Origin of the sequence: Comamonas composti DSM 21721 (assembly GCF_000429845.1) — a bacterium.
GTDB classification, from domain to species: Bacteria; Pseudomonadota; Gammaproteobacteria; order Burkholderiales; family Burkholderiaceae_C; genus Comamonas; species Comamonas composti.
Window position 1 is genome coordinate 319864 of the sequence record NZ_KE386971.1, and the last position, 19666, is coordinate 339529.

24 protein-coding genes are annotated in these 19666 nt (G+C 63.3%); 6 read left to right on the plus strand and 18 right to left on the minus strand.

The window, feature by feature from the left end; translation table 11 throughout:
- Nucleotides 1-14: 14 nt before the first annotated feature.
- The 3 genes from clpB to G486_RS0118475 form a co-directional block, all read right to left on the minus strand.
- The gene (gene clpB, locus G486_RS0118465; protein ID WP_027016861.1) at nucleotides 15-2627 is read right to left on the minus strand and encodes an ATP-dependent chaperone ClpB; all 2613 of its coding nucleotides are present in this window, start codon (nucleotides 2625-2627) and stop codon (nucleotides 15-17) included.
- Between the two features lie 293 nt (nucleotides 2628-2920).
- A complete protein-coding gene (locus tag G486_RS0118470) occupies nucleotides 2921-3502 on the minus strand; it encodes a hypothetical protein (protein ID WP_027016862.1) in 582 nt (193 codons plus the stop codon).
- A 52-nt stretch (nucleotides 3503-3554) separates the two neighbouring features.
- Entirely contained in the window at nucleotides 3555-4022 is a 468-nt protein-coding gene (locus tag G486_RS0118475; protein WP_027016863.1) for a molybdenum cofactor biosynthesis protein MoaE, read from the minus strand.
- 76 nt (nucleotides 4023-4098) lie between these two features.
- Here G486_RS0118475 and G486_RS0118480 point away from each other — a divergent pair, with 76 nt between their 5' ends.
- A complete protein-coding gene (locus G486_RS0118480) occupies nucleotides 4099-4353 on the plus strand; it encodes a hypothetical protein (RefSeq protein WP_027016864.1) in 255 nt (84 codons plus the stop codon).
- 8 nt (nucleotides 4354-4361) lie between these two features.
- Nucleotides 4362-4703, plus strand: coding sequence for a hypothetical protein (locus G486_RS0118485; protein WP_027016865.1), 342 nt, complete (start codon nucleotides 4362-4364; stop codon nucleotides 4701-4703).
- Here G486_RS0118485 and G486_RS22810 read toward each other — a convergent pair.
- The 10 genes from G486_RS22810 to G486_RS0118535 form a co-directional block, all read right to left on the minus strand.
- Complete coding sequence (locus tag G486_RS22810) at nucleotides 4684-5169, minus strand: hypothetical protein (RefSeq protein ID WP_051303667.1); 486 nt, start codon at nucleotides 5167-5169, stop codon at nucleotides 4684-4686. The two genes, G486_RS0118485 and G486_RS22810, sit on opposite strands and share 20 nt — an antisense overlap.
- Nucleotides 5166-5528, minus strand: coding sequence for a GIY-YIG nuclease family protein (locus G486_RS0118495; RefSeq protein WP_027016866.1), 363 nt, complete (start codon nucleotides 5526-5528; stop codon nucleotides 5166-5168). Before G486_RS0118495 ends, G486_RS22810 begins: the two co-directional genes overlap by 4 nt.
- Nucleotides 5529-5745: 217 nt before the next feature.
- Nucleotides 5746-6084 carry a recombinase family protein gene (locus G486_RS0118500; RefSeq protein ID WP_027016867.1) on the minus strand — a complete coding sequence of 113 codons (339 nt, stop codon included), beginning with the start codon at nucleotides 6082-6084 and terminating at the stop codon, nucleotides 5746-5748.
- Between the two features lie 124 nt (nucleotides 6085-6208).
- The gene (moaD, locus tag G486_RS0118505) at nucleotides 6209-6466 is read right to left on the minus strand and encodes a molybdopterin converting factor subunit 1 (RefSeq protein ID WP_027016868.1); all 258 of its coding nucleotides are present in this window, start codon (nucleotides 6464-6466) and stop codon (nucleotides 6209-6211) included.
- Nucleotides 6463-7707 (minus strand): molybdopterin molybdotransferase MoeA, encoded by a 1245-nt coding sequence (locus G486_RS0118510; protein WP_027016869.1) that lies wholly within the window; start codon nucleotides 7705-7707, stop codon nucleotides 6463-6465. The genes moaD and G486_RS0118510 overlap by 4 nt, the downstream gene beginning before the upstream one ends.
- Before the next feature lie 15 nt (nucleotides 7708-7722).
- Nucleotides 7723-8277 carry a molybdopterin-guanine dinucleotide biosynthesis protein B gene (mobB, locus tag G486_RS0118515; protein WP_027016870.1) on the minus strand — a complete coding sequence of 185 codons (555 nt, stop codon included), beginning with the start codon at nucleotides 8275-8277 and terminating at the stop codon, nucleotides 7723-7725.
- Complete coding sequence (locus G486_RS24730) at nucleotides 8274-8402, minus strand: hypothetical protein (protein WP_281171919.1); 129 nt, start codon at nucleotides 8400-8402, stop codon at nucleotides 8274-8276. The genes mobB and G486_RS24730 overlap by 4 nt, the downstream gene beginning before the upstream one ends.
- A gap of 9 nt (nucleotides 8403-8411) precedes the next feature.
- Nucleotides 8412-9836, minus strand: coding sequence for a threonine synthase (gene thrC, locus G486_RS0118525; protein WP_027016871.1), 1425 nt, complete (start codon nucleotides 9834-9836; stop codon nucleotides 8412-8414).
- Nucleotides 9837-9982: 146 nt separating this feature from the next.
- Nucleotides 9983-11341 (minus strand): homoserine dehydrogenase, encoded by a 1359-nt coding sequence (locus G486_RS0118530; protein WP_027016872.1) that lies wholly within the window; start codon nucleotides 11339-11341, stop codon nucleotides 9983-9985.
- A gap of 110 nt (nucleotides 11342-11451) precedes the next feature.
- A complete protein-coding gene (locus tag G486_RS0118535; protein WP_027016873.1) occupies nucleotides 11452-12732 on the minus strand; it encodes a pyridoxal phosphate-dependent aminotransferase in 1281 nt (426 codons plus the stop codon).
- A 217-nt stretch (nucleotides 12733-12949) separates the two neighbouring features.
- Between G486_RS0118535 and G486_RS0118540 the strand changes: the two genes are divergently transcribed.
- From G486_RS0118540 to G486_RS0118555, 4 genes are all read left to right on the plus strand, one after another.
- The gene (locus G486_RS0118540; protein ID WP_027016874.1) at nucleotides 12950-13318 is read left to right on the plus strand and encodes an Mth938-like domain-containing protein; all 369 of its coding nucleotides are present in this window, start codon (nucleotides 12950-12952) and stop codon (nucleotides 13316-13318) included.
- Between the two features lie 141 nt (nucleotides 13319-13459).
- Complete coding sequence (locus tag G486_RS0118545; protein ID WP_027016875.1) at nucleotides 13460-13945, plus strand: peroxiredoxin; 486 nt, start codon at nucleotides 13460-13462, stop codon at nucleotides 13943-13945.
- A gap of 175 nt (nucleotides 13946-14120) precedes the next feature.
- Nucleotides 14121-15908: a PhoH family protein gene (locus G486_RS0118550; protein ID WP_027016876.1), complete on the plus strand. Its 1788-nt coding sequence runs from the start codon at nucleotides 14121-14123 to the stop codon at nucleotides 15906-15908.
- Between the two features lie 3 nt (nucleotides 15909-15911).
- Complete coding sequence (locus tag G486_RS0118555) at nucleotides 15912-16298, plus strand: hypothetical protein (RefSeq protein WP_027016877.1); 387 nt, start codon at nucleotides 15912-15914, stop codon at nucleotides 16296-16298.
- Nucleotides 16299-16462: 164 nt separating this feature from the next.
- Here G486_RS0118555 and dnaB read toward each other — a convergent pair whose 3' ends face one another.
- The 5 genes from dnaB to rpsF all read right to left on the minus strand — a co-directional run bounded on the left by dnaB (nucleotide 16463) and on the right by rpsF (nucleotide 19469).
- The gene (dnaB, locus tag G486_RS0118560; RefSeq protein ID WP_027016878.1) at nucleotides 16463-17902 is read right to left on the minus strand and encodes a replicative DNA helicase; all 1440 of its coding nucleotides are present in this window, start codon (nucleotides 17900-17902) and stop codon (nucleotides 16463-16465) included.
- A 132-nt stretch (nucleotides 17903-18034) separates the two neighbouring features.
- Entirely contained in the window at nucleotides 18035-18487 is a 453-nt protein-coding gene (gene rplI / locus G486_RS0118565; protein WP_027016879.1) for a 50S ribosomal protein L9, read from the minus strand.
- 11 nt (nucleotides 18488-18498) lie between these two features.
- Complete coding sequence (gene rpsR, locus G486_RS0118570; protein ID WP_027016880.1) at nucleotides 18499-18780, minus strand: 30S ribosomal protein S18; 282 nt, start codon at nucleotides 18778-18780, stop codon at nucleotides 18499-18501.
- Nucleotides 18781-18798: 18 nt separating this feature from the next.
- Nucleotides 18799-19089 (minus strand): primosomal replication protein N, encoded by a 291-nt coding sequence (gene priB, locus G486_RS0118575; RefSeq protein WP_027016881.1) that lies wholly within the window; start codon nucleotides 19087-19089, stop codon nucleotides 18799-18801.
- A gap of 17 nt (nucleotides 19090-19106) precedes the next feature.
- Nucleotides 19107-19469 (minus strand): 30S ribosomal protein S6, encoded by a 363-nt coding sequence (gene rpsF / locus G486_RS0118580; protein ID WP_027016882.1) that lies wholly within the window; start codon nucleotides 19467-19469, stop codon nucleotides 19107-19109.
- Nucleotides 19470-19666: the final 197 nt, after the last annotated feature.

The window sequence follows — 19666 nt, forward strand, 5'->3', positions numbered from 1 at the left end:
TCCAGTCTCGGGCTTCAGGCCTCGCCTGCTGCCTCGAACCGGAAGACTCCCGGATCCTGTACCGGGTCCACCTGCACCTCAATCGTGCTCTTGGGCGGGAACCTGCCCTCCAGCAACAGCCTGGAGAGCGGATTCTCAATCCTCTGCTGTATCGCCCTCTTCAGCGGTCTTGCGCCGAATACGGGATCAAATCCAACCTTGGCCAGCTCGGCCAGGGCCTGATCGGAAACAACCAAACCGAGATCCATTTTCTCCAAACGGCGCTCAAGCAGTTGGAGCTGTATCCGCGCAATCGACTCGATATTCTTCGCATCCAGAGAGTGAAACACCACGGTCTCGTCGATGCGGTTCAGGAATTCGGGCCGGAAATGGTTTTTAAGTTCCCCCCAGACCGCTTCTTTTACGTCCTCATACTCTGCGCCCACCATGGACTGTATGAGCATGGAGCCGATATTGCTGGTCATCACGATAACCGTGTTCTTGAAGTCCACAGTGCGGCCCTGGCCATCGGTGAGACGGCCGTCGTCCAGCACCTGCAGCAGCACGTTGAACACGTCGGGATGGGCTTTCTCCACCTCATCGAGCAGCAGAACACTATAGGGCTTGCGGCGCACGGCCTCGGTCAGATAGCCGCCCTCTTCATAGCCCACATAGCCAGGAGGCGCTCCAATCAAGCGCGCCACGCTATGCTTTTCCATGAACTCGCTCATGTCTATGCGCACCAGGTGGTCTTCGCTGTCGAACAGAAAACCGGCAAGCGCCTTGCACAGCTCGGTCTTGCCCACGCCCGTGGGGCCCAGGAACAGAAAGGAGCCTGTGGGCCGGTTGGGATCGGCCAGGCCGGAGCGCGAGCGGCGTATGGCATTGGCCACGGCCGAGATCGCCTCGTCCTGGCCGACCACGCGCTCGTGCAGCTTGTCCTCCATGCGCAAAAGCTTGTCCTTCTCGCCCTGCATCATCTTGGCTACGGGAATGCCCGTGGCGCGGCTCACCACTTCGGCGATCTCCTCGGCCCCGACCTGGGTGCGCAACAGCCTGTGCGAGGACTCGCCGGCCTGGCCCTCTTCGCTGGCCTGGGCTTCATGCAACTGTTTTTCGAGCGCGGGCAGCTTGCCGTACTGCAGCTCGGCCACCTTGTTGAAGTCGCCCTTGCGCTTGAGTTCCTCGATCTGTATGCGGATCTGGTCGATCTCCTTGCGGATCTGCTCCGAGCCCTGGGCACTGGCCTTCTCGGACTTCCAGACTTCCTCCAGGTCCGCGTATTCGCGCTCCAGGCTGGCGAGCTCTTCCTCGATCAGCTGCAAGCGCTTTTGCGAGGCCTCGTCCTTTTCCTTCTTCACGGCCTCGCGCTCGATCTTGAGCTGGATCATGCGGCGTTCGAGCTTGTCCAGAGCCTCGGGCTTGGAATCGATCTCGATCTTGATCTTGGCCGCAGCCTCATCGATCAGGTCAATGGCCTTGTCGGGCAGAAAGCGGTCGGTGATGTAGCGGTGCGAGAGTTCGGCCGCAGCCACGATGGCCGGATCGGTGATGTCCACGCCATGGTGGGCCTCGTAGCGCACCTGCAGACCGCGCAGGATGGCAATCGTGTCCTCGACCGTGGGCTCGTTGACCAGCACCTTCTGAAAGCGCCGCTCCAGCGCCGCATCCTTTTCGATGTACTTGCGGTACTCGTCCAGCGTGGTCGCGCCAATGCAGTGCAACTCGCCGCGCGCCAGGGCCGGCTTGAGCATATTGCCGGCGTCCATGGCGCCATCGGCCTTGCCCGCGCCCACCATGGTGTGGATTTCGTCGATGAAGAGGATGATGCGCCCCTCTTCCTGGGCCACTTCCTTGAGCACGGATTTGAGGCGCTCCTCGAAGTCGCCACGGTACTTGGCGCCGGCCAGCAGGCCGGCCATGTCCAGCGACAGCACGCGCTTGTTCTTGAGCGATTCCGGCACCTCGCCGGCCACGATGCGCTGGGCCAGGCCTTCGACGATGGCGGTCTTGCCCACGCCGGGCTCGCCGATGAGCACCGGGTTGTTCTTGCTGCGGCGCTGCAGCACCTGGATGGAGCGGCGGATCTCGTCGTCACGGCCGATCACGGGGTCGAGCTTGCCGCTTCTGGCGCGCTCGGTCAGATCCAGCGTGTATTTCTTGAGCGCTTCGCGCTGGCCTTCGGCCTCGGCGCTGTCCACGCTCTGGCCGCCGCGCACGGCCTCGATGGCCGTCTCCAGGCTGGAGCGCGAGACGCCGGCCTCCTTGAGCAACTGGCCTGCGCGCGTGGATGCGCCGCTGCCATCGGTGAGCGCCAGCAGGAACAGCTCGCTGGCAATGAACTGGTCGCTGCGCTTCAAGGCCTCCTTTTCCGTGGCCTGCAGCAGGCGCGCCAGCTCCGAGCCCACCTGCACCTGGTCCTGATGCTGGACCTTCGGCAGATCGGCCAGCGCCTTTTCGGCCACGGTCTGCAACTGGCCCACATTGGCGCCCGCACGCTGCAGCAGCGCGCGCGGCCCGTCCTCCTGGCGCAGCAGGGCCACGAGCACGTGCAAGGGTTCGATGCTGGCCTGATCACCTCCCAGCGCGAGAGACTGGGCATCGGCCAAAGCTTCCTGGAATTTCGTCGTCAGTTTGTCGATTCGCATGTTTGTTCTTGCTCCAAAACAGAGTCACTGCTCTGAATCTGGGAGCCTCATGCGAGATTTCAAGATTCAGGGCGACCTGCTCAGCCAGCTTGGCCTTTGAATCCCGCAAACTGTGTAGGTCCAAACCCCATCCTCAAACCGCTTCCTCAAACGGAAAAGCCAAGCCAGCGCGCTGGCTCAACGCGGCATTCAGCCACACTCCGCTTTGGCGTCACTTTTTTGCCGCAGCAGGCTCGCTCGTTGGAGATGCAGACTTCTTCTTGCCAGCGGCCTCCATAAAAACACCTGGCCTGTCAAGCGTTCTTGATCTTTTTCTTCCCACGGGCTGCCAACGGTGCTGGCAGCACGCGATCACCATACAACTGCCCTTTGGCGCGCAGTTCCGTCAGATTCTGATTGAAGCTGCGGCGGTAGTTGTTGCCTATCCAGGCCACGAAACCCACCAAGCCATCGCTGATGAGCTGGCCTTGGTAGGCCAAAAGTCCGCACTCGATAAAGGCGCCACTATCACCAACCAGTTCCTTGAGCCTGGTGGTCAGGCATTTGACGGCATAAGCGGCCTCTTCATTGCGGGCATCCATCAGCACGCTATAGCTCGTTGTGTCACGCAGGTAAACCCAGTGGTCCACCCGCAGGCTGAGCACGGCCTTTCGCACATCCTCGGCAACGGAGAGGCCTTTGTCCTGCAGGCTTTGCAGCGCTTGCTCGCACAGTCCGGGGTCAGCCAGCATGGCCGTGCGAGCCGCCACCAGCATCTCGCTCACACTGCCCCACCCCTCCTGCCGCTTGACCAGGCCGCTGATCAAGGCAACCTCGGTCAGCAGCTCCTGATAGTGATTAATGAAATGCAAGGCTTGTTCTTTGGCTATCAGCATGTACAGATTCGGCTCACTGCCGATCCAGGATGAATAAAAAATGCAGGACCGCTCACAGTCCCAGACTCCACCTCTCCAGCGCCTGCTCGTCGCTCACGCGCGCATCCACCCAGCGCGCGCCGGCCGGGGTCTGCTCCTTCTTCCAGAACGGCGCCAGGGATTTGAGATAGTCCATGATGTATTCGCAGGCCTCGAAAGCCTTGCCCCGGTGGGCGGCCGTGACGGCCACGAGCACGATCTGCTCCATGGGCGCGAGCAGGCCCACGCGGTGGATGACGCGCGCACCATGAATGCCAAAGCGCGCCTGGGCCTGGTCGATGATGGCTTCTATGGATTTTTCGGTCATGCCCGGGTAGTGCTCCAGCTCCATGCTGGCCACTTCGTCGCCTTCGTTGCGGTCGCGCACCAGGCCCACAAAGCAGCAGGCGGCACCCACACCTGCATCGCCGGCGCGCAGCGCAGCCAGCTCGGCCGAGACATCGAAGTCCTGGGTCTGTATGAAAACACGGGCTTGTTGCATGCCTGAATTGTCGCAGGCCGGCCCAGCCCGCTGCACAAGCGCTAGCATTGGCCGGATTCATCTGCTTGACGCTCGTATGGCCACCCTGACGATTACCACCCCCGACTACACGCTCTACCCCTCGCCGCGCAACGAGGTACGCGTGGTGTTCGAGCACCAGCTGTTCGTGCCCCACCCCTACAGCATGATCCACCTGCCCGACTACGGCTTTCGCGGCCAGGCCACGCTGTTTGCGGCCCAGCGCCTGGCCGACGGCAGGATGGGCCAGCTCGTGAGCTGCGAGCTGGCCGAGGACATCGCGCGCTTCGAGCGCCTGTTCGAGCCTGACTGAGAGCCGCCATGGACGAGACCAGCCAGATCCAGCCGCCACCGAGCTTCATGGCCTTGTTCGCCGACCGCCTGGGCCGGCTCAAGACCGCGCAGGCTGAAGTCCTTGCACGCTACGAGCTCTGCGAAGACCTGGCCTGCCACCTCGTGGAGCAGGCACAGACGATTTATCACAGCGGCAACTCTTCGGAGGAAGGCGTGCTCGAGGCCATGCACGCCGGCCTGGCCGGCCAGGGCTCGCCCGTGAACCCCGCCGAGGCGCGCTGGATTGTGCTGCGCCTGGGCGAGCTGCTCGAATGGCGCGCGCCCGAGCTCAGGCCGTGCGAGCCGCCGCTCACACCCGGGCAAAACTGAGCAACGGTGCACGCAAACGCTGCCAGGCCAGATGGCGCCAGGCAGCACTGCCATAGCCCGCGCACAGATCGCGCCCCATCGCAGCCCAGGCGGCATCGCTCGCATCCAGGCCCAGGGCGGTGATGAAAGGCGCCTGCACGATGAAGCACTGGCGCCTGTAGGGCAGCAAAAAGCCTTCGGGATCATCGGCCAGCACGGCGGCTGCCTCTTCGTGGCGCGCAAACCAGATGTGCAGCAAGATGCCCGTGCGCGGCGCATGCCAGAAGCTGCCCATGTCCTCGCCGCAGCCGGCCGCGCCGCCCAGCACATGGCGCGCATGCGCCCAGTCGGCAAAGCCAGTCTCGCGCGCGGCGGTGTGCAGTTGATCGCGCAGCGTGCCCGCAGGCTCGGCCCCTTCGCGGCGTGCGGTGTTGAGGCGCACGCGTGCGCGTATCTTGAGCTCGCCGACCAAGTCCTGGGACTTCATGCGGACTCCCCGGGCTGTGGTTGCAGCTCGGCCTGCCACAGTGCGAGCAAGGCCTGGAGTTCGGCTTCGTAGTCGAAATCGGGATCGGTGCGCTGCCTGACACGGTCGAGCACCTCGAAGCGAAAGCCCGCCTCGCCATGGCTGGCCCAGGCCCGGGCCAGCGCGGCATCGCGCCGCAGGCCGGTGGCCAGCTCAAAGCGTATGCGGTTGAGCATGCCGTCCACATTGCGGCTGGCGCCCAGGCGCAGCAGGCCTGCGGCATCGCAGCGCACGGCATAGATTCCCATGGCGGGAAACGCCTGTTTGTAGTTGCGCAGCAGCGTGCGGCGCGCTTGCGGGGAAAGGGGAGAAATGGTCATTGACAGGGCTCCTGGTTGCGTCGACAGCCCCCCGCGCTGGGCCATGACTAACCTGGGTCCATCAAGACAGAAATGCATGTCTTCATGTCCGGGCCGGGCGGCAAAGCGTCCAGGCCTGGGCAGAAACAACCGGGTGAGAGCCTCTTGTGCGGGCGGGCGCCCCTGTTGCACCCGAGTTGCGGATTCTAAACGCAGCCGCGTTGGATGGCTTTCGGGCTCAGTCTTCGCCGCCGGCTTCGGGCAGGCCGTCGGCATAGCGGTTCAAGATGCGCTGAACCTGGCCATGCGTCCATGGCCCGCCGCGCGCCGCCACAATGCCGCGCGCATTGAGCTCGGCCGCCATGGCGCGATGCGTCAGGCCGCGCGACTGCAGCTCGTCGAACAAGGCCTGGTGCTGGCGCGCAAATGCATCCGCATCGGCCTTGCGCTTTTGCACCGTGGCCTGCAGATTCGCGGCCCCCGCCTTGCCCAGTTGCACGCCGCGCGCGCGGGCTTCGGACAAGGCCTTGCGCGTGCGCGCGCTGATGTCGGGATCTGCGGGGGGCTTGTTGCTCATGAGGAATGCATCAAATAAAGGAGCTGCTAGCGCTTGCTGTTAATCACTTTCAAGCCATTAAGCATCTGAAATGTCCGTGTAGAAAGCGCAAGCAGCTTTGATTTCAATAGCGGTTCGAACCCGTTCAGCCACCGGTCACGGGCGGGAAGAAGGCCACCTCGTCGCCACTCTTGATCTGCGCTCCGCTCTCGCACAGGGCCTGGTTGAGCGCCATGCGCACGGCCCGGCCCGGGGCCAGCACCTGGGCTGCGGCGCCGCCGCGCGCAATCAACTCGTCGCGCAGCGCGCCCACGCTGGCGGCCTCGGTGTTCACGGTCTCGCAGCCCGTGCCCATGGCTTCACGGATGGAGGCGAAGTAGCGCACGCTGATGGTCTGGTTCATGACAGCAGCTCCGCAAAGGAAATGAACTGCACGCGGTCGCCGCGCGCAATCGTCTGGCCTGCTGGGTTGTCGATGACGCCATCGCCCCAGGCGGCCGAGGTCAGCACGCCCGAGCTCTGATTGCGGAATAGCTCCAACCCGCCCTGGTCATTGATGCGCACGCGCAGGAACTCGCGCCGCTTGTCGCCGCGCGGCCAGTCGAAGTCGGCACGCATGGGCAGGGCGCGCGGCGCGGTGCGTGCCGCTCCCTGCAGGCGCAGCACAAAGGGCCGCACCAGCAGCAAAAAGGTCACGTAGCTCGACACCGGGTTGCCGGGCAGGCCGATGAAGTGCGCAAAGCCCGCGCCCTGCTGCCCATCCCGGTTCACGCGGCCATAGGCAAACGGTTTGCCGGGCTTGACCGCGATCTGCCAGAGGTCGAGCTGGCCCAGGGCCTCGACCGCAGGTTTGACATGGTCTTCCTCGCCCACGGAGACGCCGCCGCTGGTGAGGATCAGGTCATGGGAGCCGGCGGCCTCGCGCAGCGCGGCCAGCGTGGCCTCGCGCCGGTCGGGAACAATGCCGAAGTCCGTGACCTCGCAGCCCATGCGCTCCAGCAGGGCGCGCAGAAAGAAACGGTTGCTGTTGTAGATGCTGCCTGCCGGCATGTGCTCGGGCGCCACCGTGCCCGGCATGACCAGCTCGTCCCCCGTGGAGAACAAGGCCACGCGCGGCCTGGGCGCCACGGCCAGGCGTGCCAGGCCGATGCTGGCGGCCAGCCCCAGTTCGGCCGGCGCCAGGCGCGTGCCCGCGGCGATCACGGTGGCGCCCAGCTGGATGTCCTCGCCCGCGCGCCGTATCCACTGACCGGACTCGGGCCGCGCCTTGATGCGCACGCGCCCGTCGTCCAGCAGCTCGCAGTCCTCCTGCATGACCACGGCATCCGCGCCCTGGGGCACGGGCGCGCCCGTGAAGATGCGCGCCACCGTGCCCGGCTCCAGCGGCTGGCCCACGCTGCCCGCAGGTATGCGCTGGGACAGGGGCAGCACGGCCTCGCCGCTGTGGCATTCGGCCGCGCGCACCGCATAGCCGTCCATGGCGCTGTTGTCCTGGGGCGGCACCTGCAGGGGCGAGACCGCATCCTGGCGCAGCACACGCCCGTCGGCCTCGAAGCAGTCCACGCTGTCCTCGCCGGCCAAAGGCCGGGCCTGGGCCAGCAGTTCGGCCAGGGCCTGATCCAGGGGCTTGAGTGGGGCTCGCATCATGTTCTCCTTATTTCATCGTCCGGCCGGCGGCCGGTAGTCCAGGCGCGGTGCCTGCTCCAGCAGCCATTGCAGCACCCGGGCCGGGTCATTCAGATCCAGCAGGGGCTGGAGCGGTGGCGAAGGCAGGGCCTGTACCGCATCCGTGGCCACTGCCAGCACATGGGGGTCATGGGGGTAGAGCGGCTCCAGGCTCTTGCCTGCGCGCGCACGCTCGGCCTGGGCGCGCCAGATCTCGATCTTGGGCAGATCCGCATGCTTGAAGCCTTCGACCAGCACCCAGTCCACCCCGGGGTCGAGCTCGGCAATCATCTCATGCACGTCCAAATCCCGGGGCTCCCCAAACTCGCGCATCAGCACCAGGCGCCGGCCCGAGGCCAGAACCACCTCGCTGGCACCGGCCTTGCGGTGGCGCCAGCTGTCCTTGCCGGGCTGGTCCACATCAAAGTCGTGGTGCGCATGCTTGACCACGGAGACACTCTGGCCCTGCTCACACAAGAGACGCACCAGGGACTCGACGAGGCAGGTCTTGCCCGAACCCGAATAGCCCGCAAAGCCTATGACCTTCATGCTTGGCCTGCCCTTTTGAAAACACCTGTTTTGATAGCTTGCAGCGCTTGCTGCACAAGCGCTTCAGAGCATTCAGCCCCAAAAAAGAACAGCACCTGCAGCCAGGCTCCAGGTGCTGTCTGCATGCGGCCGACTCAATCGCAATGCTGGGCAATGAATGCCTTGACCTGCTCCGCATCGGCCGCCATCACAGTGACGCGCTTGGGCAAGGCTTCGATGCCATCGAACTTGGCCGGGCGATCGGGCGATCGGCCCAGGGCCTCTTCGATGGTGGCGGCAAACTTGATGGGCAGGGCTGTTTCCAGCACCAGCATAGGTTCAGCCCCCAGATGCTCGCGCGCCACCTTCACGCCGTCGGCGGTGTGGGTGTCAATCATCTGGCCAAAGCGCTGGAACGTGTCCTTGATGGTGGCCAGGCGATCGGCATGGGTGCTTGTGCCGCTGACAAAACCATATTTGGCCGCAGCGTCCTTGAACACAGGGTCGGCACTCAGATCGAACTTGCCGGCCTGGGCCACGCCGTCGACAAACAAGGCCTTGGTACGGGCGCCGTCGCGGCCCACCAGGTCGAACACAAAGCGCTCGAAATTGCTGGCCTTGCTGATGTCCATGGAAGGGCTGGAGGTCTCATAGGTGTTGGCCGCGCCGCGCACCTGGTAGACGCCGGTGCGGAAGAACTCGTCCAGCACATCGTTTTCGTTGGTGGCCACCACCAGCTTGGCAATCGGCAGGCCCATTTGCCGCGCCACATGGCCGGCGCAGATATTGCCGAAGTTGCCGCTGGGCACGGTGAAGCTCACCTTCTCGGCATTGGTCTTGGTGGCCTGCAGATAGCCCGCGAAGTAGTACACCACCTGGGCCAGCAGACGGGCCCAGTTGATGGAGTTGACGGTGCCGATCTTGTACTTGGCCTTGAAGGCATGGTCGTTGCTGACGGCCTTGACGATGTCCTGGCAATCGTCGAACACGCCTTCGATGGCGAGGTTGTGGATGTTGGCGTCCTGCAGGCTGAACATCTGTGCCTGCTGGAAGGGGCTCATGCGGCCGTGCGGGCTGGTCATGAAGACGCGCACGCCTTTTTTGCCGCGCATGGCGTATTCGGCCGCGCTGCCGGTGTCGCCGCTGGTGGCGCCCAGGATGTTCAGCTCGGCATTGCGGCGGCCCAGTTCATATTCGAACAGATTGCCCAGCAGTTGCATGGCCATGTCCTTGAAGGCCAGCGTGGGGCCGTTGGACAGGGCTTCGATGTGCAGCACGCCATCGAGCTGGCGCACGGGAACAATGGCCTCGGTGCCAAAGACTTCCTGGGTATAGGTCTTGGCGCACAAGGCCTTCAGATCCGCTGCAGGAATATCGTCGATGTACAGCGACAAAATTGCGAAGGCCAGGCCGGCATAGCCCTGCGTGGCCAGCGTGCTGCGCAGCTGGCTCAGTTGGGCGTCGTCGATCTGGGGATAGCGCTCGGGCAGGTAGAGGCCGCCATCGGGGGCCAGGCCTTCGAGCAGGATGTCGCAAAAACGCTTGCGGTCGGCGTGACCACGTGTGGACAGATAAAGCATGGGCTTCCTTGTCAGTAATCCAGGGCGCTGCGCATGAAACCGGCGCAGCCCAACTCAGAGACACCGCGCAAGGGCCGCCTTGTATCCGTGGCAAGCGCTGGTGTCGCCCCCTTCCAGGGGGAAGCGGCAAAGCCGCTCAGGGGGAGTTAATTCAGTTCCTCTTTGCGGATGCGGGTGATGGGCGCCAGCACCGTGGGCAGGGCCTGGATCTCGGCCAGGGCCTGGTCCATATCACCTTCGCGCGTGTCGTGGGTGAGGATGATGAGGTCGGTCTGGGGGATGCCTTGCGTCCCCTCGGGGTTCGAGCCCTCACCGCCTACTTCGTCGGCTTCGCGCTGCAGCATGGCGTCGATGCTGATGTCGGCATGGGCCAGGATGCCGGTGATCTTGGCCAGCACGCCGGCCTCGTCGGCCACGCGGATGCGCAGGTAGTAGCTGGTGACCACCTCGGCCATGGGCAGCACGGGCAGCTCCTTGCCGGCAGCGCCCAGGGTGTTGCTCTGGAAGGCCAGCGGCGGCACGCTGTGCGCCAGATCGGCACCGTGCAGGCGGGCAATGTCCACCAGGTCGGCAATCACGGCCGAGGCGGTGGGCTCGGAGCCCGCACCCTTGCCGTAGTACAGCGTGGTGCCCACGGCGTCGCCATGCACCACCACGGCGTTCATCGCGCCTTCCACATTGGCAATCAGGCGCTTGGCCGGCACCAGGCTGGGGTGCACACGCAGCTCGATGCCCTTGTCGGCGCGCTTGGTGATGCCCAGCAGCTTGATGCGGTAGCCCAGTTGCTCGGCATAGCGGATGTCGGCGCCGGACAGCTTGGTGATGCCTTCCACATAGGCCTTGTCGAACTGCACGGGGATGCCAAAGGCAATGGCGCTCATCAGCGTGGCCTTGTGGGCGGCGTCCACGCCTTCGATGTCGAAGGTGGGGTCGGCCTCGGCATAGCCCAGGGCCTGCGCTTCTTTCAGCACCACGTCGAAGTCCAGCCCCTTGTCACGCATCTCGGACAGGATGAAGTTGGTCGTGCCGTTGATGATGCCTGCCACCCACTGGATGGAGTTGGCCGTCAGGCCTTCGCGCAGTGCCTTGATGATGGGAATGCCACCGGCCACGGCCGCTTCATAGGCCACGATCACGCCCTTCTCGGCCGCGGCCTGGAAGATCTCGGTGCCGTGCACGGCCAGCAAGGCCTTGTTCGCCGTGACCACATGCTTGCCGGCGGCAATGGCTTCCAGCACCAGGGCCTTGGCAATGCCGTAGCCACCGATCAGCTCCACCACCACGTCGATGTCGGGGTTGGCAATGATTTCACGCGCATCACCCACCACCTTGGCCGCATCGCCCACCACCTGCTTGGCGCGTGTCATGTCCAAGTCGGCCACCATGGCAATCTCAATGCCACGACCCGCACGGCGGCGGATCTCTTCTTGGTTGCGCTGCAGCACGCTGAAGGTGCCGCTGCCCACGGTGCCAATGCCCAACAGGCCTACTTGGATCGGTTTCATAAGGTTTAAAAATCACCAGCAAAAAGGACTGCAGCGCTTGCTGGATCTGCGCATGCAGCTATCAAAACAAAAGGCTCATGCCATCCTGACAGGCCCAAGCCCTTATGGGGTCAGGCCACGGCCTTGTCGGCCTTGGCCTTGCCGGGCTTCAGCAGGCTCAGCTTGTCCGTGCCATGGCGCTGGCGGTACTTGGCAAGGAAGGCGGCAAGGCGGTTGATGGCTTCACGCAGATCGGTTTCATGCGGCAGGAAGACGATGCGGAAGTGGTCCGGCTCGGGCCAGTTGAAGCCCGTGCCCTGCACCAGCATGACTTTGGTTTCCTGCAGCACCTCGAGGAAGAACTCCTGGTCGTCCTGGATGGGATAGACCACGGGGTCCAGGCGCGGGAACATGTACAGCGCCGCCTGGGGCTTGACGCAGCTCACGCCCGGAATGGCATTGATCATTTCCCAGGCCAGATCGCGCTGCACACGCAGGCGGCCACCGGCCTGGACCAGCTCGTCAATGCTCTGGTGGCCTCCCAGCGCCGTCTGCACGGCCCACTGGCCGGGCACGTTGGCACACAGGCGCATATTGGAGAGCATGTTCAGGCCTTCGATGTAATCCTTGGCGGGCTTTTTGTCGCCCGAGATCACCATCCAGCCCGCGCGGTAGCCACAAGAGCGGTAGGCCTTGGACAGGGAGTTGAAGGTGATGGTCAGCACATCGGTGGACAGGCCGGCCAGGGGCGTGTGCTTGACATCGTCGTACAAGACCTTGTCGTAGACCTCGTCGGCAAAGATCACCAGACCATGCTCGCGGGCGATCTGCACAATCGCCAGCAGCAGCTCCTTGGAGTACAGCGCGCCCGTGGGGTTGTTGGGGTTGATGACCACGATGGCGCGGGTAGCCGGCGTGATCTTGGCGCGGATGTCATCGAGATTGGGCATCCAGCCATTGGACTCGTCGCACATGTAGTGCACGGGCGTGCCACCGGACAGGCTGGTCACGGCCGTCCACAGCGGGTAATCGGGGGCCGGCAGCAGCATTTCGTCGCCGTTGTCCAGCAAGGCATTGGTGGCCAGGGCGATCAGCTCGGAGGCGCCATTGCCCAGGTAGATGTCGTCCAGAGTCACACCCTTGATGCCCTGTTTTTGCGTCTCGTGCATCACGGCCTTGCGGGCCGCAAAAATGCCCTTGCTGTCCGAGTAACCGGCCGAGTTGGGCAGGTTGCGGATCATGTCCTGCTGCACTTCCTCGGGGGCATCAAAGCCGAACACGGCCAGATTGCCGATGTTGAGCTTGATGATCTTCTGGCCGTCTTCCTCCATCTTCTTCGCCGCGTCCATGATCGGCCCGCGGATGTCATAGCAGACGTTGGCTAACTTGGCAGATTTTTGAACGGTTTTCATGCTTCAAAGTGGATAGTGGGCAAATACGGCGGCGTCCCGGCCCCAGGCTCGAACGCCGGCCCCAAAATACCATGGGCGGCCCTCTGAACCTGGCGGAACCTATAATTTGACCACATATCCGCCTTCGGCCACTTGCAGACGCTTTTGCGGCCGTCATTGCTGTCTTTGGCAGCGCATCATTTCCAGGCCGGCCCAGCCTCGGCCGCGCCCCAGCTCCATGAAACTCCATGCCGACAAGTCAGACACGCAAACCATTACCGGCTATGGCACGGGCTGGCTGGCGGTGGACAGAAAGCAGTACGAACACAGCCTCATCGTGGGTGCAGGTGGACTGCTCCAGCCCTGGGACTGCCAGCGTTTCGAGGATTTGACGCTTGCGCACTTCGAGGCTCTGGCCCAGCTGGATGCCGAGGTGATCATCTTCGGCAGCGGTGCACGCAACCGCTTTCCGCCTGCGGCATGGCTCAGACCGCTGATGGAAAAACGCCTGGGCCTGGAGGCCATGGACACACAGGCGGCGTGTCGCACCTACAACATTTTGGCCAACGAGGGGCGCAACGTGATCGCAGCCCTTCTCTTGGAGTAGACTGCTACGCCCCCGATTCGGCAAATTCGGGTTTTCGAGGTAAAATTACAGGTTGCGGTTGGGGGCAATTGGAAATAATAAAAGCAAAAGACCAGTATCGCCCTCGGCATTTCAACGACTACACCCGAGAGATACAAACGCATGGCGATCGTTGTCAACAAACCCCTTCCTGAATTTGAAGCCAACGCTACCGGCGGGATCAAGGTGAGCAACACCTCCCACACGGGCCAGATTCTGATTCTGTATTTCTACCCCAAGGACAATACGCCTGGCTGCACCACCGAAGCCATGCAGTTCCGCGACAAGTACAAGGACTTTGCCAAGGCGGGCGCCACGGTATTCGGCGTCTCCCGCGACAACATGAAGTCCCACGACGACTTCAAGGAGAAGCTGGAGCTGCCCTTTGAGCTCATCGCTGATACCGAGGAGAAAATGTGCCACATGTTTGGCGTTGTCAAGAACAAAATCATGTATGGCAAAAAGGTTAAGGGCATCGAGCGCTCCACCTTTCTGGTCGGACCCGACGGCATTCTGGTCCAGGAATGGCGCGGCCTCAAGGTTCCCGGCCATGTGGACGAGGTTTTGAAGGCTGTCAAGACTCTGAAATCCCTGAAGCAGGCCGCCTGATCCGCAAAGCCTGTTGACGCAAATCGGAACAGCTTCCATCCGCCCGTCACAGGGCTATGCATAATGGGCCGATGCCCCAGTGCAAAGTCGCTTCTTCTGATTCCATGAACAAAGCCGCCTCGGTTTCCAGGCGGCTTTGTGCTTTTTGTTCTTGCTAAGGAACGATTCACCCACTATGCCCCTGCCTCCCGCACCCGGCCGCCGCGCCGCCAAGCTCTCCAACGACGCCTATCTCCCGGCCCGCAATGCCAAGCGCGCGGCCACCCCGGCAGACGACGAGCCGCAAGACACCTTGCCGGCCGTGGCCACCGCGCCCGCACGCAAGAGCACACAGGCGTCAGCCAAGGTGAGCGCCAGTGCCAAGAAGACGGCCGCCAAGACGGCTCCTGCCAAGACCACAGCCGCCAAAGCCCCCGCGCGCAAAACGGCTGCCGGCGCAGCCGCAGCCCCGAAAACCACGCCTGCCGCACAGTCCTCTGGCGCAACGAGCACACGCCCCGGCAGCCGGGCCGCGAGCGAACTGCCCAAACCCTCGGCCGCTCCGGTACGCCAGCGCCGTGCACGCTCCGGCCCGAAGACGCTGTTCGTGCTCGACACCAATGTGCTGCTGCACGACCCGACCAGCCTGTTCCGCTTCGAGGAGCACGACATCTTCCTGCCCATGGTGGTGCTCGAAGAGCTCGATGGCCACAAAAAGGGCATGACCGAGGTGGCGCGCAACGGCCGCCAGGTCAGCCGCATGCTGGACTCGCTGGTCGCATCCCAGCCTTCACAGACCCTGAACCAGGGCCTGCCGCTCAACGCCACCGGCCAGCGCAGCGCCACCGGCACGCTGTTCTTCCAGACCGAGCCGCTGGATACCGGCCTGCCCGGCAGCCTGCCCCAGGGCAAGGCCGACAATCAGATCCTGGGCGTGGTCTCGGCGCTGAACAAGAAATTTGCCGAACGCGAGGTCGTGCTGGTGTCCAAGGACATCAACATGCGCGTCAAGGCCCGCGCCCTGGGCCTGGCCGCCGAGGACTACCAGAACGACAAGGTGCTCGACGACGGCGACCTGCTGTACTCGGGCGCCCTGGCCCTGCCGCCGGACTTCTGGATCAAGGCCGGCAAGAACGTGGAAAGCTGGCAGGAAGGCGCCATCACCTATTACCGCGTCAGCGGCTCGGTGGTCGACCAGTTGATGATCAACCAGTTCGTCTACTACGAGGCCCCGGGCGAGCCCAGCCTGTTCATGCGCGTGACCGAGATCCGCGACAAGACGGCCGTGCTCAAGACGCTCAAGGACTTTGGCAACCCCAAGTACGCGGTCTGGGGCGTGACCACACGCAACCGCGAGCAGAACTTCGCCATGAACCTGCTCATGAATCCCGATGTGGATCTGGTCACGCTCACGGGCACGGCGGGCACGGGTAAGACGCTGCTGGCCCTGGCCGCCGGCCTGGCCCAGGTGCTGGACGAGCGCCGCTACACCGAGATCATCATGACCCGCGCCACGGTCAGCGTGGGCGAGGACATCGGCTTTCTGCCCGGCACCGAGGAGGAGAAGATGGGCCCCTGGATGGGAGCGCTCGACGACAACCTTGAATTCCTCGCCAAGGGCGATGGCGGCAATGCCGGCGAATGGGGGCGCGCCGCCACGAATGAGCTGATCCGCAGCCGCATCAAGATCAAGAGCATGAACTTCATGCGCGGGCGCACCTTTCTGAACAAGTACGTGATCATCGACGAGGCGCAAAACCTCACACCCAAGCAGATGAAGACCTTGATCACGCGCGCCGGCCCGGGCACCAAGATCATCTGCATGGGCAATCTGGCCCAGATCGACACGCCCTATCTGACCGAAGGCTCCTCGGGCCTGACCTATGCGGTCGACCGCTTCAAGGGCTGGCCGCACAGCGGCCACATCACGCTGGCGCGCGGCGAACGCTCGCGCCTGGCCGACTTTGCGAGCGAGGTGCTCTAAGCCATGGCCATCAGCTGGATTACCGCGCTCAAGATGGTGCCCTGGTCGGATGTGATCGAGGCCACGCCGCAGGTCGTCAAGGCGGCCAAAAGCCTTCTCGGCAAAAAGCAGGCCGCCGAGGCCGCCGCGCCCCGGCAGACAGCGGCCAAGCTGCCGCTGTCGAGTACCGAGCAGGCCTTCCAGCTCATCCAGACCCTGGAGCAGCGCGTGCAGCAGCTGGAGCAATCCCAGCGCCAGTCGCTGGAGATCATCGAGAAGCTGGCCGAGCAGAACGCGCAGATCGTGGCCACGGTCGGCGCACTGCGCACCGGCGCCCAGCGCCTGGCCTGGGCCGTGGGCACTCTCGGCATCTGCCTTGCAGCCACGGTGATCCATCTATGGCGCGGCTGAAGCTCACGCCTAGCACTCACCACCAATAGACAAGCGGCTCCCCGGAGCCGCTTTGTTTTGCACCTATGGAAAAAACAGGAGCTGCCAGCGCTTGCCACATATGGATTTCAGGCACGAATCAGCTTGAAATCCAATAAAGACAAGCGCTGGCAGCTCACTTTTCATCAGTACTCATCGCTGCCATAGCCCATGGCCAGGTTCTCGAAGCGCGTCTGGTTCTTCTGGAAGAACAGCTTCACCGTGCCCGTGGGGCCGTTACGCTGCTTGCCGATGATGACTTCGGCGATATTGGGCTCCTTGCTGTCCTTGTTGTAGTAGTCGTCGCGGTAGATGAACATGATGATGTCCGCGTCCTGCTCGATGGCGCCGGATTCCCGCAGGTCGCTCATCATGGGGCGCTTGTCGGTGCGCTGCTCCACCGAGCGGTTGAGCTGGGACAGCGCGATCACCGGGCACTGCAACTCCTTGGCCAGCATCTTCAGGCCGCGCGAGATCTCGCCCAGTTCGGTGGCGCGGTTGTCGGCGCTGGAGGCACCCGAGCCGCTCATGAGCTGCAAATAGTCGACCACGATCAGCCCCAGCTTGCCGCAGGTGCGCGCCAGACGGCGCGCGTTGGCGCGCAGCTCGCCGGGCGTGAGGCCTGGCGTCTCGTCGATGTGCAGTGACACCGTGCGCAGGCGCTCTATGGCCTCGGCCAGGCGCGGCCACTCCTCGTCATTGAGCTTGCCGGTGCGCAGATTGCCCTGGTTGACCTTGCCGATCGAGCCCACGATACGCACGGCCAGCTGGGCCGCGCCCATTTCCATGGAGAAGATGGCCACGGGCAGGCCTTCGTTGAGCGCCACATGCTCGGCGATGTTCACCGCAAACGAGGTCTTGCCCATGGAAGGGCGCGCAGCCAGCACCACCAGATCGCCAGCCTGCAGGCCGCTGGTCATGCGGTCCAGATCGGCAAAGCCCGTGGGCACGCCGGTCACATCCATGGGGTTGTCGGCCATCTCCTGGACGCGGTCCAGCAGGTCGACCACCAGGGTACCCAGGGACTGGAAGCCCTGCTTGTTGCGCGAGCCCTCTTCGCCGATGGCAAAGATCTTGGACTCGGCCTCATCCAGAATGCGCTCCACCGTCTTGCCCTGGGGGCTGAAGGCATTCGTCGCGATATCGTCGCTGGCCGTGATCAGCTTGCGCAGAATGGAGCGCTCACGCACGATTTCCGCATAGCGGCGGATGTTCGTGGCACTGGGCACATACTGCGCCAGCTGGTTCAGATACAGCAGGCCGCCGATCTCCTCGGCCTTGCCCATGCCCTGCAAATGCTCGTAGACCGTGATCACGTCGGCAGGCTTGCTCGCGTTGATGAGCTTGCCTATGGCATCGAAGATCAGCTTGTGCTCGTGACGGTAGAAGTCGCCCTCGGTCAGCAGATCGCCCACGCGGTCCCAGGCATTGTTGTCCAGCAGCAGGCCGCCGAGCACGCTGGACTCCGACTCCATGGAGTGCGGCGGCACACGCAACTGGGCCACCTGCAGATCATCGGTCGGCAAAGGGCCCAGCCCATGCCCGTGGTCATCATCGATATCTAGCGGAGGCATTACAGAGGACATGAGATTCCTAGAGTCAAGCCCGCCATGGTAGCGGCTGGGCCTGGGCCATGCCAGCACTCGGCAGGCAGGCCGCGGAGAAAACAAAAAGCCGCCCAAGGGCGGCTTTTTCGACAGAGGGCACAAGCCCTTGCTTTAAGAGTGGTCGCCGTAGACGGAAACCGTGACTTCGGCGCTCACGTCAGTGTGCAAGGCCACGATCACGGTGGCATCGCCAACCATCTTGATGGGGCCGTTGGGCAGGCGAACCTGGGCCTTGACCACTTCAAAACCGGCCTTGACCAGCTCTTCGGCGATGTCGGCATTGGTGATGGAGCCGAACAGACGGCCATCCACGCCAGCCTTTTGCGTGATCTTGATGTTCATGCCATTGAGCTTCTCGCTCAGGGCTTGAGCCGCAGCCAGCTTTTCAGCGGCGATCTTTTCCAGTTCGGCGCGCTTGGCTTCGAACTCGGCCTTGGCAGCAGCCGTGGCACGACGGGCAGCGCCCGTGGGGATCAGAAAGTTGCGGGCGTAGCCGTCCTTGACCTTGACGATATCGCCGAGGTTACCCAGGTTCACGACCTTGTCGAGCAGAATGATTTGCATTGCCGTGCTCCTTAGATCTTGTGCTGGTCGGTGTAGGGCACCAGAGCCAGGAAGCGGGCGCGCTTGATGGCGGTGTTCAGCTGACGCTGATAGATGGCGCGCGTGCCGGTCAGGCGGGCGGGCACGATCTTGCCGTTCTCAGCGATGAAGTCACGCAGGGTGTCGACATCCTTGTAGTCGATTTCTTCGACGCCAGCGACGGTGAAGCGGCAGAAGCGCTTGCGCTTGAACAGCAGAGACTGCGTGTTGCGCTTGGGGCGCTTGTCCTTGTTGAATTTCTTGAACGTGGCCATTTCTGGACCTCTTGAAAATTAGTTTTGTTGAATATCCTGGATGTGCAAAACCAGCTGCCGTCCATTGCGCGGCGAAGCCAGAAAGCCCCTGAAATCCCACTGGCTGCCAAGAGCCTGGCGGGCCAGTCTTTCGGCCAGAGGACCGAAAGCCACGGCTTTCACGGATGCTGCGACGCTGCGCTGGACACCGGCCTCTTTTTGCTGCGACGCATGTTCGAGCCGCAAGTCCAGTGCAGGCAGCCCTGCCGGCGTGTACCGCAAAGCCGCAAGCTCTGCGATGGAGGCCGTCAGTGCAACGCTGTTTTCCACTCCTACAGGCTGATGGCTTAGGCTTGCTCGGCTTGGTTGGCCTTGCGTGCTTCTTCGCGCTCGACGGTCTTCATCATCGAAGAGGCGCTCGTATCGGCCTTCTTCTTTTGAACCGTCAGGTGACGCAGCACAGCATCGTTGAACTTGAAGGCGTGCTCCAGTTCAGCCATCACAGCCTGATCGGCTTCGATGTTCAGGCACAGGTAGTGGGCCTTGGCGAGCTTGTTGATCATGTAGGCCAGCTGACGGCGGCCCCAGTCTTCCTCGCGGTGCACCTTGCCACCGCCAGCGGTGATCATGCCCTTGTAGCGCTCCAGCATGGCGGGAACCTGCTCGCTCTGATCCGGATGGATCAACAAAACGATTTCGTAATGACGCATAAAGACTCCTTTTGGGAAAACGCCGCCCACTGCGTCTGTAGTGGTGCGGCAAGGCAAAGCAGGAAATTATAGCCAGGAGCCCACCATCTTGACTAGTCTCCTCATGCTAACCCCCGATATTTTCTCTGGAATTGCACAGCCGCAAGCCAAAGTTCCACGCCTTGCGCGGCGCGGCTGAGACAATTGCCGGCTGCGCA

What these genes read in the sequence shown, in the direction of transcription:
- G486_RS0118475 (WP_027016863.1), bottom strand. Translation starts at nt 4,022, where the DNA reads ATGCAACAAGCCCGTGTTTTCATACAGACCCAGGACTTCGATGTCTCG.
- G486_RS0118540 (WP_027016874.1), top strand. Translation starts at nt 12,950, where the DNA reads ATGAAACTCCATGCCGACAAGTCAGACACGCAAACCATTACCGGCTAT.
- moaD (WP_027016868.1), bottom strand. Translation starts at nt 6,466, where the DNA reads ATGAACCAGACCATCAGCGTGCGCTACTTCGCCTCCATCCGTGAAGCC.
- G486_RS0118530 (WP_027016872.1), bottom strand. Translation starts at nt 11,341, where the DNA reads ATGAAACCGATCCAAGTAGGCCTGTTGGGCATTGGCACCGTGGGCAGC.
- mobB (WP_027016870.1), bottom strand. Translation starts at nt 8,277, where the DNA reads ATGAAGGTCATAGGCTTTGCGGGCTATTCGGGTTCGGGCAAGACCTGC.
- G486_RS0118470 (WP_027016862.1), bottom strand. Translation starts at nt 3,502, where the DNA reads ATGCTGATAGCCAAAGAACAAGCCTTGCATTTCATTAATCACTATCAG.
- G486_RS0118550 (WP_027016876.1), top strand. Translation starts at nt 14,121, where the DNA reads ATGCCCCTGCCTCCCGCACCCGGCCGCCGCGCCGCCAAGCTCTCCAAC.
- G486_RS0118495 (WP_027016866.1), bottom strand. Translation starts at nt 5,528, where the DNA reads ATGACCATTTCTCCCCTTTCCCCGCAAGCGCGCCGCACGCTGCTGCGC.
- G486_RS0118545 (WP_027016875.1), top strand. Translation starts at nt 13,460, where the DNA reads ATGGCGATCGTTGTCAACAAACCCCTTCCTGAATTTGAAGCCAACGCT.
- G486_RS0118555 (WP_027016877.1), top strand. Translation starts at nt 15,912, where the DNA reads ATGGCCATCAGCTGGATTACCGCGCTCAAGATGGTGCCCTGGTCGGAT.
- G486_RS24730 (WP_281171919.1), bottom strand. Translation starts at nt 8,402, where the DNA reads ATGCAGACAGCACCTGGAGCCTGGCTGCAGGTGCTGTTCTTTTTTGGG.
- rpsF (WP_027016882.1), bottom strand. Translation starts at nt 19,469, where the DNA reads ATGCGTCATTACGAAATCGTTTTGTTGATCCATCCGGATCAGAGCGAG.
- clpB (WP_027016861.1), bottom strand. Translation starts at nt 2,627, where the DNA reads ATGCGAATCGACAAACTGACGACGAAATTCCAGGAAGCTTTGGCCGAT.
- thrC (WP_027016871.1), bottom strand. Translation starts at nt 9,836, where the DNA reads ATGCTTTATCTGTCCACACGTGGTCACGCCGACCGCAAGCGTTTTTGC.
- G486_RS0118535 (WP_027016873.1), bottom strand. Translation starts at nt 12,732, where the DNA reads ATGAAAACCGTTCAAAAATCTGCCAAGTTAGCCAACGTCTGCTATGAC.
- G486_RS22810 (WP_051303667.1), bottom strand. Translation starts at nt 5,169, where the DNA reads ATGAAGTCCCAGGACTTGGTCGGCGAGCTCAAGATACGCGCACGCGTG.
- rplI (WP_027016879.1), bottom strand. Translation starts at nt 18,487, where the DNA reads ATGCAAATCATTCTGCTCGACAAGGTCGTGAACCTGGGTAACCTCGGC.
- G486_RS0118500 (WP_027016867.1), bottom strand. Translation starts at nt 6,084, where the DNA reads ATGAGCAACAAGCCCCCCGCAGATCCCGACATCAGCGCGCGCACGCGC.
- rpsR (WP_027016880.1), bottom strand. Translation starts at nt 18,780, where the DNA reads ATGGCCACGTTCAAGAAATTCAACAAGGACAAGCGCCCCAAGCGCAAC.
- G486_RS0118510 (WP_027016869.1), bottom strand. Translation starts at nt 7,707, where the DNA reads ATGCGAGCCCCACTCAAGCCCCTGGATCAGGCCCTGGCCGAACTGCTG.
- G486_RS0118480 (WP_027016864.1), top strand. Translation starts at nt 4,099, where the DNA reads ATGGCCACCCTGACGATTACCACCCCCGACTACACGCTCTACCCCTCG.
- G486_RS0118485 (WP_027016865.1), top strand. Translation starts at nt 4,362, where the DNA reads ATGGACGAGACCAGCCAGATCCAGCCGCCACCGAGCTTCATGGCCTTG.
- dnaB (WP_027016878.1), bottom strand. Translation starts at nt 17,902, where the DNA reads ATGTCCTCTGTAATGCCTCCGCTAGATATCGATGATGACCACGGGCAT.